We start from the raw sequence: 11,157 nt of genomic DNA, 5'->3' as shown, positions 1-11,157 counted from the left end.
CATGACCGAGATATTAACGCCAGTAAAAACATTTTGGCCGCAGGGCTTGCGGTGTCAGTCTGTAGAGCGACCATAAGACCAGAACAGAGTAAATCTGTTAAGGCAGGTGCGGAACCCCGCAAGGGAAAGAAGCAGAAACCTAAATCGTGAGGTTTGGGAATCGCCGTCCGTTTTACGGCGGCGAGGATGTCAATCTATCACCCAATTACGCAATACTGCCCTCGCCCAAGGACTTCTCAGCGCGGCGGGATTAGACACAAAAACTTGGGTACAATTGGGAGTCAATCTCGCCTATAATCTGCCCAATAGTCGCAAGGATGAATTAGAAGCAGACCGACTGGGTTTAAACAATCTAGCTGAGGCCGGTTATGCAGCCAAAGCCATGATCTCCTTTATGGGAAAATTAGCACAACAAGGCGGTTCTACCCCGACAATTCTCAGCACCCATCCTGCTACCGGCGATCGGATTTTGGCACTGCAAAAACAGCTTAATTCCCTTAATAACAAGCAGAATCAAGGTTTAGACGGGGATTATTACCAATTGCAGCTTCGTTCTCTCCGCTAATCATACAATTTCCCGAACGGATAAAAACTCGGCCACCGCTTGATTAAAAGTTTCAGGTTCCCCTAAAAATGCCCAATGATTACCCGGTATCTTTTTAATTTCTAGAGAAGTTAAATACTTTTTGTAGGATTGAATTTGCCAAGCAGTGCGATTTAATCCCTGTTGGGGAAGGATTAATAAACTGGGAATATCTAAAGTTTTAGTTAATCCGGCAAACCCCATGACATCCTCAAAAATTTCCCCCCGTGCCGATAAAGTGAATTTACTGCTCCAACTGCCATCAGCTTTTTGTTCGATGGCATTTTTAAACACCTCTTGCTGTAGATTTGACCAACCTTTATATTGTTTTAATTGACGAGCGATCGCTTCTATGCTCTGATAACTATCAAAGGAGCGAGTAATCTTTAAAAAGGGCAAAACTTGATAGAGAATTGGAAAAGTTATCCTAATCCAACTAGGCATTTTATCGATAAAAAAGGGATCGACTAAAATTAAACTCTTAAATACTTCTGGCTGTTGATTTGCCCAAATTGCCGCTATTTTAGCACTCCAAGAATGACCTAAAATATGTGCTTGCGTCCAACCTAAATGATTAATTAAAGCCCTTAAATCGCCAATATAATCCTGAAAGTGATAACCGGTTGCCGGTTTACCGCTTTCCCCATGTCCCCGCAAATCTGGGGCAATAACTTGATAATTTGAGCTTAAATAATCGCCCAAACTTGACCAAACCAAAGCATGATCCGCCATGCCGTGCAATAATAATAGAGGCATACCTCGATCGCTCCATTGTAAATAGGAAATTGCCATCGAGTTATTGGTAAAAGTCTGGCGTTGTGGCATAAATTCTCGGCTGATTTTTACTCTATAATTTAAATATCACTTAATAAAACTTCATACAATGGCACGACAATCTCCGCTCACTGGGACTAGCTTAGAACAATTGTCTTGGACATGGCAAGGTCACACCATCCCCTACACTGTGGGGGGAGAAGGACAACCCCTAGTATTAATTCACGGTTTTGGGGCATCTATCGGTCATTGGCGCAAAAATATCCCCGTTTTAGCGGAAAATGGCTATCAGGTCTATGCGCTAGATCTTTTGGGATTTGGGGGTGCGGATAAGCCCGCTTTAGATTATAGTCTCAACCTTTGGCAGCAGCAAATACAAGACTTTTGGCGGGAAAAAATCGCAAAACCGACGGTATTTATCGGTAATTCCATCGGAGGACTGATTACCTTAATGCTGATGGCAGAATCTCCCGAAATCACTGCTGGAGGCGTAATTATTAACTGTGCCGGAGGATTAAACCATCGTCCCGAAGAATTAAATTTCCCTTTGCGTTTAATCATGGCTGCCTTTACCGGTTTAGTTAGTTCCCCCGTGACAGGAAAGTTTATTTTTGAACAGGTAAGACAGAAAAATCGCATCCGTAATACCTTAAAACAGGTTTATCGGGATCATACCGCGATTACCGAGGAATTAGTCGAAATTCTCTATCAACCCTCCTGTGATGCGGGTGCGTGGGGAGTGTTCGCATCGGTGTTGACGGCACCCCCCGGACCTTCTCCCCTGGAATTATTACCGCAAATCGATCGCCCTTTATTGGTACTCTGGGGAGAGGATGACCCTTGGACACCGATCGCTGGCTCGGTAATTTACCAAGAAAGAGCTAAAATGGGAAATAATACCCAATTTTATCCGATTGCCAAAGCTGGTCACTGTCCCCACGATGAACATCCCGAAAAAGTTAATCAATTAATTTTGAGTTGGCTGTCGGAAATGAGGATTTAGTCAGTTATCGAAGATTTTAGCGATTAATAGTTACTGGAGAAATCTGCCAATCGGGGCGAAGATTTTTCGCCCCCCGGAGATAGACGTGCTGCATTTCCCCTTGCAGTTTGGGAGTATTAACGTGGAGAATTATGCGAATACACTTTTCCAGACTACCAGCGACGTGCATCTGTTGCACATCGAGGAGGGGGACATTTTGCCAGTGGGGACGTTCACGAGCGATAGCAGCGGGGAAAATCACGTCTAAATCCTGAGTTGCCGTAAAGATAATACTAACAATATCATCGGGATCGAGACTATTGTGGATTTCGATCGCTTCGAGGAGTTCTGTTACTGCTTCTCGTATAGCTTCAATAGTATTAACCGTTACCGTCGTCGCTCCCCGAATGGCTCGAACCTTCCACTGCACGATTGTCATCCTCCGCTAATCCTGATGAGTCAATTTTAGGGGTTAACGCGCCCTTTTTCTCGACTTTAATCTGGCCCTCAGGGTCGGTATAACCACAATAGTTGTCCGTTAACTTCCAATTCAAATTCTAGACGCTGTAGGGTTTTTTGTAATCCTAGGGGTATTGGGGAACGATTGCCCGTCAGACGACTGAGGAGGGGTTTCGGTTCTTCGATAGTCTGACATTTAGTTTTATCTGGGGGTAATCCTGCCAATTCTAGCGCCCAAAGTCGGGCATCTTCCTCGGTTCCCAAGCGATCGACCACTCCTAATTCTAACGCCTGTTGACCGGTAAAAATGCGCCCATCGGCAAAACTTTTCACCTGATTGACATCTAAATCTCTCGCTCCGGCGACGGTTTGCAGAAATTGCTGATAACTGGTATCGATCATATCCTGGAGAATTCTTTCTTCCTCATCAGTTAATTCTCGATCGAAGGAGAGAATATCTTTATAGGGGCCCGATTTAATCACTTTAAACGAAACTCCCACCTTATCCAACAATCTTTCCAGATTGTTCCCTCTGAGGATAACACCGATCGAGCCGGTAATCGTGCCGGGGTTAGCCATAATATAATTGGCCCCCATACCGATATAAACGCCGCCAGAGGCGGAAATATTGCCAAAACTAGCGATTATTTTCGTGTTTTTTTGTAACCGCTTCAATGCTTCATAAATTTCTTGGGAATCCCCCACGGTTCCCCCGGGGGAGTCAATGCGGAGAAGTAGGGCGGGATATTGCCTTTCTTTGACGATTTCTAGGGCTTTTAAGACTCTTTTGCGGGTATCGGAGGCAATTGCACCTGTAATTTCTATTCGAGCGATTTGTTTGTGGGTTTTCGGTTTAAAAGGCCAGACCATCAGGTTTAAATATCTCTAAAAAAAGGACTCTTTCTAATCTAACGCTTTGATCGTTCCGGGTTAAGCAGACATTATATTTCAGAATTTCCAGCTAAAATGTCTGGTTAAGTGTTTGACATCCTCACCGCCAGGGCCGGACGGTGATGACCGGGCAGCTCGAACAAGATTTATTCAGCAGACCCTAAGTAGGGCAAGGGGTAGTAGAAGCTGATAGGCAAATCGCCATTCGGAGCAATTACCGACCTGAACAAGGAAATTACAGATTTTTTCAAGCTAGGATCAAAGATTTTGTATCGAAAAATACAAAACTGGTCAAAGTGACTGTTTAGGATGGATTTTTTGAGAAGCTTAAGAACCGATTCATACGTCAAAGGAGTTTTCCATGCCCGAAACGCCACAAGAAGTCTTGAAAATGATTCAGGACAACAATATTAAGATTATCGACCTGAAATTTATTGATATGCCTGGTATCTGGCAACATTGCTCGTTCTACTACGATCAAATCGATGAAAGCTCTTTCAGTGATGGTGTTGCCTTCGATGGTTCCAGTATTCGCGGTTGGAAAGCAATTAACGAATCCGATATGGCCATGGTTCCCGATCCTACCACTGCTTGGATCGATCCCTTCTACAAGGAACCGACCCTAAGCATGATCTGTAGCATCAAAGAACCGAGAACTGGTGAATGGTATAGCCGCGATCCTCGCTCTATTGCTCAGAAAGCGATCGATTATCTTAGCAGTACCGGTTTAGGTGATACCGTATTTTTTGGACCAGAAGCGGAATTTTTCCTCTTTGATAGCGCTCGTTTTGACCAAACCGCCAACGCAGGCTATTACTACATGGATAGTGTCGAAGGTCGTTGGAATAGCGGTAAAGACGAAAAAGAGGGAAATCTTGCCTATAAACCCGCCTACAAACAGGGTTATTTCCCCGTTAGTCCCACCGACACCTCTCAAGATATTCGCACGGAAATGCTCTTAACCATGGCCGACTGCGGAGTTCCCATCGAAAAACATCACCATGAAGTCGCTACTGGTGGTCAAAACGAGTTAGGGATTAAATTCTCTACCCTAGTACGGGCCGCTGACTACTTGATGACCTACAAATACTGCATTAAGAACGTGGCGAAGAAATACGGTAAAACCGTCACCTTTATGCCCAAACCCATCTTTGGTGATAACGGTTCCGGGATGCACGTTCACCAGTCTATCTGGAAAGATGGTCAACCCCTGTTCGCCGGGGATAAATACGCCGGACTTAGCCAAATGGCACTGCACTACATCGGTGGTTTGCTTAGACACGCTCCCGCACTCTTAGCTTTAACTAACCCCACCACCAACTCTTACAAGCGTCTCGTCCCCGGTTTTGAGGCCCCTGTAAACCTGGCCTACTCCCAAGGTAATCGCTCCGCTTCGATTCGGATTCCTTTATCGGGAAGCAACCCGAAAGCCAAACGTTTAGAATTCCGTTGTCCTGACGCGACTTCTAACCCCTACCTCGCTTTTGCAGCTATGCTCTGTGCCGGTATCGATGGGATTAAAAATCAAATCGACCCCGGCGAACCTCTCGATGTGGATATCTACGAACTCAGTCCCGAAGAATTGTCAAAAATCCCCTCTACCCCCGGTTCTCTAGAAGCAGCTCTGGAAAATCTCGAAAAAGATCACGCTTTCTTGACCGATTCTGGTGTCTTTACCGAAGACTTTATCCACAACTGGATCACCTACAAGCTCGATAACGAAGTTAACCCGATGCGCTTACGTCCTCACCCCTACGAGTTCTCTCTCTACTACGATGTCTAAGGTTTGATTGACCAATCATTAATCCTAGGGTAGGCTTTTGTCTGCCCTTTTTTTTCCGAATCAGCAAGTCAGTCCCGATGAAAAAATTTTCACCACCGCAGATGAAAGAGGTTTCCTTCCCCACACCCCACACCCCACCTGCCCCCCCGATGTCGGGGGGGTTGGGGGGGCCACACCCTGCCACCACCGAAAAACTTTTTGCCGCAAACCCTAGTATAATCCCTTGCTGCCAATTAAGTAGGGAGGCACAATTATTTGTAGGATGGGTTAGCGGTAGCGTAACATAATCGGGCGTTGGGTTTCATGCTTCAACCCAACCTACGTTCATCTTATATTTAATTCCACCCACCCACTTAGCATAAAATACGATTAATTGACCAGAATTTTGGGGCGATAGTTTATGGAACGCGGGTTATTGTGGACACCTTTATTAATTCTATTTATTTGGTTGGCTTGGAGTGGTTGGAATGAATACCAAAAAGTGGAAATCTATCGAGCATGGGCGGAAAACTTCGAGCGAGCTAAGTATGATATATATTCTGTCTTAGGTCAAAAAGATAAAATTATCACTTGGGGAAAACCAACTCGTAAGGGAGTGATTAATTTACAAACTTTTTCCCTAGAGGAGGTCAAAGAAATCCGTCTGTTAGTTAATAATCAAGTGGTGGATTTAGATGCTCTTCCCCCCCAAGGTTCCCCTTGCCTAGAATTTATTTTTAAACAGCGATCGCCTGAAAAAATTCCCTTTACTGAGGTTGAATTGGCTAGTGGGTGGGCGAAATTTTTACAACAACAAATCCTAATTTAATGGCGATAATTTCTAGCGCAATCTTCCTGAGCGCAGGATACCGACAACTAACCATAAACCGATAAAACTAGCTGTAGCAAATAATACGGTACTGATAATAGTTAATTGCCGAGATTGGGCGCTGGCCGTAACAATAGCAGCCCCGATAATTAAGGAACCAATAATCACACTAAAAGCTAGTCGATTGGCGGAATTATCTAAACTGCGACGGAGATTATCTAATTCCCGAATTTTCAGATTAACATTTAAAGTTTCTGAGGTTAAACCATCTAGTAAAACTTCGATTTGACGGGGAGATTTCAGGGAAAAAGATTTCAAGTCTAAAACTGTTCTTAGGGCAGTTTGTAGGGGAGTGCTACCGATTAACTGTTGTTCAAGAATATTAGTTAATAGCGGTTTGACTTCTTCTAGGATATTAATATCAGGATTAAATTTTCGGGCAGTTCCTTCTAGATTAGCGAGACTTTTAGCGAATAAACCTAAATTACCCGGAAGTTTAATTCTATTGCGACGGGCAACTTGCAAAAGTTCATAAACTACCTCACTAAAGTTAATTTGATTTAAATTGAGGTTATAATATTTTCGCAGCATCCGCTCATAATCCACCTCTAATTGTACTAAAGTAATCGGAACGACTGACTCGGACAGTTTAATAGTTAGTTGACTGCATCTTTTCGCATCTAAGTCAACAATTGCTAATAACAATTCTGTTAAAATTTGTTGAGTTTGCGGGTCTAATCTGCCCACCATACCACAGTCAATTAAAGCTACTCTACCATCATCAAGATAGAAAATATTACCCGGGTGAGGATCGGCATGAAAGAAGCCATCAATATAAATTTGTTGAAAAAATGACCGAAACAAAATCCTAGTTATTTCGCTTTTTCTTTGGGAAATTGCTTGCTCAGTTGCTGGTCTAGAAACATCGGCCTCTAAAATTTGTTTTCCCTCTAACCATTCTAACACTAATATCTTGGAATTAGTTAAGTGCCAATAAATTTTAGGAATAACTAACTGTTTGGGTTCTGACCAACGACTCTGGGTTAAATTATAGCGTAATTGGTCAGTATAATGACCTTCTTGGGTGAAATCTAATTCCGCATTGACTGCTTTAATAAACTCCTCTGCTAAGTTAACAACGTCATAACTTTGACCAAATTCTGTTAGGGCAACTAAATCAGCAATTCCCTTAATTAAGGCACTATCTTGGGCGACAATTTTTTCGATCCCCGGACGTAAGACTTTAATCGCTACTTCCTCCCCGGATAATAAAGTTGCCCGATGAATTTGCCCGATCGATCCTGCGGCGATCGGTTGGGTATTAATATACTTAAATACCTGTTCGATCGGTTTGGCTAACTGTTCAGTGATAACTATTTCTATATCTGTCCAAGCAACGGGAGGAACTTGCGCTTGTAGGGCAGTTAAAGCCTCGATATAATTAGCAGGTAGCAGATCGGGACGGGTACTAAGTAACTGTCCCAATTTGACATAAAAAGGACCCAATTCCACGAGGATTTTTTTGAGAACTTCTGGGGTAGGAATCTGGGGATTTTCTGTTTTTCCTAGGGTTAAAACCCCGCGCATATAGTCCCAACCGTTGCCGAGAACTATCTCAAGGATTTCTTTTTGTCTTTGACTGGTTTGGGGGAGTGAGAACACGGTATTATCAGTTATCAGTTATCAGTTATCAGTTATCAGTGGGTAAGTTATCAGTTATCAGTGGGTAAGTTATCAGTAAGTTATAACGTAGGTTGGGTTGAAGCATGAAACCCAACGCCCGCTCATGTTACGCTACCGCTAACCCATCCTACAAATAATTGTGCCTCCCTACTTAAGTTATCAGTTATCAGTTATCAGTTATCAGTTATCAGTTATCAGTTATCAGTAAGTTAGAACGTAGGTTGGGTTGAAGCATGAAACCCAACGCCTTAGTAGATTTACAAAAATGAGATGCACCCCTTATCGATCCTATAACAATTTCTCTAATTTGGGATCGGTTTGTAATTGTTTGAGAACCTGTTTAATATCTTGGGTACGATCTTTGTGGACAACGAGAGTCGCTTTCCCGTCGCGAACAATTACCAGATCTTTTAAACCAATAGTAACGATCGCTTCCTCCTCATCACTAGCATAGATAATAGCCCCTTCCGTGTCCAAACCGACATGATTGGCCAGTTCAATATTTTTGCCCTTTGCTTCTAGTAATCTTTCCAGAGAATTCCAATCTCCCAGATCATCCCAACCGAAATTAGCGGGTAAAACGTAAGCGAGTTGGGTTTTTTCCATCAAAGCATAATCAATACTTTTTTTCTCTAAATCCTCATAGGCAGCGATGCCCCGATCGCTCAGAGGTTGTAAAATATTATTAGCATGGGTTTTTAGCTCCTCTAAAACCACTTGTCCCTGAAAGATAAACATTCCGCTATTCCAGCTAAAAAGTCCCGTTTCTAGGAATTTTTCGGCCGTGGTGCGATCGGGTTTTTCTGTAAAACGACTCACTTTATAGACGGGTAAATCATTAAATTCGCCCTGATTTTCTCCCTGTTCGATATAACCGTAACCAGTGGAGGGATAATCGGGTTTAATCCCTAAAGTAACGATCGCTTTTTGGCTGACGGCCACTTCTACGGCCGCTTTTAAAGTGTTAATATAAGCCTCTTGATCACCAATATAATGATCGGCAGGAAAAAAACCGATCGCCACTTCTTTACCATAACGTTTTATCACTTCTAAAGTAGCCCAAGTCACAGCCGGGGCGGTATCCTTGCCCACCGGTTCCACTAATAGGTTACTCTCCGGTAAATCGGGCAGTTGTTCCCGGACTCCATCAGCGATCGCACTAGCGGTAATTACCCAGAGATTTTCCCAACCTGCCCCTAAAGATAATAGACGATCGGCCGTTGCTTGTAAAAGACTGCGACCACTACCATCAAGACAGAGAAACTGTTTCGGACGCGCTAGACGACTGAGGGGCCAAAAACGTTCCCCTTTACCCCCGGCGAGAATGACTGGAACAAGCGACTGATTCATAAAAAATTGACACTTATCGGTTAAGTTGAACCGATTGTATCAGACGGCAGCGAGGGTTTTCCTGACCCAAAGCTAAAAAGCGGGCAAATAACCCGCTTTCTAGCAAAAATAACCGAAATATTGCGATTAGAAATTCATTTCGGCCGCTTGTACTGTTTCCACTTGTTTTTTCTTAATAACTAAGAGGATTTGGCAGAGCATAATACCACCGAGGAATAAGACTAATCCTTTGATCCGGCCGGGATTTTGTAGGACAACTTCCGTCTCTTTTTGACCAAAACCGCCGACATTGGGGTTACTGGTTAAAAATTGTCCCACTTCGATCGCTTGACCTTCCGAGACGATTAACTCAGGTCCTGGGGGAATATTTTCCACCACGGGGCCAGCTTGGGAAGCGATGGTCACTTCATAACCACCGGCTTCGGTTTTGCTGATCTGGCTAATTGTACCGGCAGCACCCGCTTTGAAGGCGTTATTATTGCTAGGTTCACCGGTGGGGTACACTTGACCGCGACCGCGATTGGCCCCTAAATGCACAGCATATTTACCGAAGTGAATACCCTTATTTTGGCTAGGATCGGGGGCCAGGACGGGGAAAACGATTTCTTTGTATTGATCCCCGGGTAAGGGGCCGACGATAACCACGTTATCTTGACCTTCTTTGTAGGATTGGAAATAGACTCCACCGAGTTTTTCCTGCATTTCTTCGGGAATGCGATCGGGGGGCGCGATTTTAAAACCATCCGGTAGCATTAAGACTGCACCGACGTTTAAACCCCCCTTGGATCCGTCTCCTAACACCTGTTGACTGGCGGGATCGTAGGGGATTTTTACTACTGCTTCAAAGACGCTATCGGGTAATACCGAGTGAGGGATTTCAATTTCGGCGGGTTTTTGGGCTAAATGGCAGTTCGCGCAGACAATCCGACCGGTCGCTTCTCTGGGGGTTTCCGGGGCGGTTTGTTGCGCCCAAAAAGGATATGCTTGGGCAGATTGGGGGTTAATGACATCGCTGGTTAGGAGTAGGGAAACGGTAGCGATCGCCACGAGGACAGCTTTCACTAGGGCCTGTCTGTGGACTTGCGGGAAACTTAAAAAGTTGAATGTTCTCATCGAAAAACTGGGTCTGAAACCCCGCCCTTTAGCGATAGCGGAGGGCGGCTTTATATAAGTTAGCGAGAAACAATTAAACCGTTAGAATGACGGATTAACTGAATCTTGCTAACAGCCATCTGTCCCAATCGTTTCCAATTAGTATCGCTTACAGATAGCTGTTTTTCGGTATCTCCACTAACATAACCAATTCCTTTGGGAGAAGAAACTAAATCTCCTTTACGGAACCCATGTCCTGTGGTAGAGCCACCATATTTACGTCGTTTACCACCTTTGGAAAAAACCATCAGGTGAAGTTGACGACGACTAATAGGAGGACGTTTGATGACAGCAAAGGGAGCGTTTGTTACTTTGACAGAACCTTTCCAATCGTATCCATGTCCACTAGAATTGTGGAATGGCAAATAATCTAAAAACTGAAAACAGGCAAGAGCAATGCCATCGTTAGCATGACTTTCTGGTGATTGTTCTGCTTTATTTTTCGACTTTTCTAGTCGCAAATATTTTCTGAGATTAGAGGTTTGCCAACCAAAGCGAGTATGGACTGTTGCCAATTGAGACAGTTGCTCAATAGCCCATTTTTGTCCGAGCATAACCGGCGAGAAACCTTTTCCAGACTTAGCCCCTTTTCTACCTGAAGTTAAATCAACATCGGCTTTGACATACTCAAAGTAAATATCGGTAATTGGATAGATTTTGGTTAGTTCCGAAACGACTCGAAGTTCAAGTTG

At 43.9% G+C, this 11,157-nt stretch carries 9 protein-coding genes and 3 pseudogenes; 5 read left to right on the top strand and 7 right to left on the bottom strand.

Annotated elements, in window-relative coordinates:
• A pseudogene (locus IM515_RS05435) lies at nucleotides 1–150 on the top strand (RNA-guided endonuclease TnpB family protein); the annotation flags it as partial.
• 34 nt (nucleotides 151–184) lie between these two features.
• Nucleotides 185–565 (top strand): annotated as a pseudogene (locus IM515_RS05430) (M48 family metalloprotease); the annotation flags it as partial.
• On the opposite strand, the gene IM515_RS05425 reads toward IM515_RS05430, so the two are convergent.
• Nucleotides 566–1,408: an alpha/beta fold hydrolase gene (locus IM515_RS05425; protein WP_287628126.1), complete on the bottom strand. Its 843-nt coding sequence runs from the start codon at nucleotides 1,406–1,408 to the stop codon at nucleotides 566–568.
• A gap of 58 nt (nucleotides 1,409–1,466) precedes the next feature.
• Here IM515_RS05425 and IM515_RS05420 point away from each other — a divergent pair, with 58 nt between their 5' ends.
• A complete protein-coding gene (locus tag IM515_RS05420; RefSeq protein ID WP_287628127.1) occupies nucleotides 1,467–2,360 on the top strand; it encodes an alpha/beta fold hydrolase in 894 nt (297 codons plus the stop codon).
• 16 nt (nucleotides 2,361–2,376) lie between these two features.
• Here IM515_RS05420 and aroH read toward each other — a convergent pair whose 3' ends face one another.
• Together aroH and sppA are read right to left on the bottom strand one after the other, a co-directional pair.
• Nucleotides 2,377–2,778, bottom strand: a complete 402-nt coding sequence (aroH, locus tag IM515_RS05415; protein ID WP_287628129.1) for a chorismate mutase — start codon at nucleotides 2,776–2,778, stop codon at nucleotides 2,377–2,379.
• A 68-nt stretch (nucleotides 2,779–2,846) separates the two neighbouring features.
• Complete coding sequence (sppA, locus tag IM515_RS05410) at nucleotides 2,847–3,668, bottom strand: signal peptide peptidase SppA (protein WP_287628130.1); 822 nt, start codon at nucleotides 3,666–3,668, stop codon at nucleotides 2,847–2,849.
• A 382-nt stretch (nucleotides 3,669–4,050) separates the two neighbouring features.
• On the opposite strand from sppA, the gene glnA reads away from it, so the two are divergent.
• Nucleotides 4,051–5,472, top strand: coding sequence for a type I glutamate--ammonia ligase (gene glnA / locus IM515_RS05405; RefSeq protein ID WP_002789532.1), 1,422 nt, complete (start codon nucleotides 4,051–4,053; stop codon nucleotides 5,470–5,472).
• A 400-nt stretch (nucleotides 5,473–5,872) separates the two neighbouring features.
• Nucleotides 5,873–6,280, top strand: coding sequence for a hypothetical protein (locus IM515_RS05400; protein ID WP_287628696.1), 408 nt, complete (start codon nucleotides 5,873–5,875; stop codon nucleotides 6,278–6,280).
• 12 nt (nucleotides 6,281–6,292) lie between these two features.
• Here the strand turns inward: IM515_RS05400 and IM515_RS05395 are convergent, their stop codons facing one another.
• The 4 genes and pseudogenes from IM515_RS05395 to IM515_RS05380 all read right to left on the bottom strand — a co-directional run.
• A complete protein-coding gene (locus tag IM515_RS05395) occupies nucleotides 6,293–7,942 on the bottom strand; it encodes an ABC1 kinase family protein (protein ID WP_287628695.1) in 1,650 nt (549 codons plus the stop codon).
• A 309-nt stretch (nucleotides 7,943–8,251) separates the two neighbouring features.
• Nucleotides 8,252–9,313, bottom strand: coding sequence for a mannose-1-phosphate guanylyltransferase (locus IM515_RS05390; RefSeq protein ID WP_002768464.1), 1,062 nt, complete (start codon nucleotides 9,311–9,313; stop codon nucleotides 8,252–8,254).
• A 126-nt stretch (nucleotides 9,314–9,439) separates the two neighbouring features.
• On the bottom strand, nucleotides 9,440–10,426 hold the full coding sequence (gene petA / locus IM515_RS05385) for a cytochrome f (RefSeq protein ID WP_002768466.1): 987 nt from the start codon (nucleotides 10,424–10,426) through the stop codon (nucleotides 9,440–9,442).
• A 59-nt stretch (nucleotides 10,427–10,485) separates the two neighbouring features.
• A pseudogene (locus tag IM515_RS05380) lies at nucleotides 10,486–11,157 on the bottom strand (RRXRR domain-containing protein); the annotation flags it as partial.

Origin of the sequence: Microcystis sp. M44BS1 (assembly GCF_020244875.1) — a bacterium.
Lineage (GTDB): Bacteria > Cyanobacteriota > Cyanobacteriia > Cyanobacteriales > Microcystaceae > Microcystis > Microcystis panniformis.
The sequence above is the reverse complement of the archived record's forward strand: the minus strand, read 5'-3'. Positions and strand labels throughout refer to the sequence as shown.